General features: G+C 78.5%; 1 pseudogene. It reads left to right on the forward strand.

Annotated features, from left to right (window positions below):
- Window positions 1–200, forward strand: a pseudogene (locus CCN29_RS33405) (hypothetical protein); the annotation flags it as partial.

A 200-nucleotide genomic window follows, 5' to 3' on the forward strand; every position in this document is an offset into this window, starting at 1 on the left:
ACCGGGACCGGCCGGCCCCCGTGGCTGCTGTGGGCCGAGCTGGCCCGCGCCTACCTCACCCTCGTCCTCACCCTGCTGCCCCGGCCCCGCCCGGTCCGCACGGTCACCGTGTTCGTCGCAGCGAGCGAGACCCTCAGCGCGCCGCCGTACGGTCCGGCTCCCGCGTATCCGCGCGTCCGGGGGCCCGAGTGGCCGGGACC

Origin of the sequence: Streptomyces pseudogriseolus (assembly GCA_002154585.1) — a bacterium.
Taxonomy (GTDB): domain Bacteria; phylum Actinomycetota; class Actinomycetes; order Streptomycetales; family Streptomycetaceae; genus Streptomyces; species Streptomyces pseudogriseolus.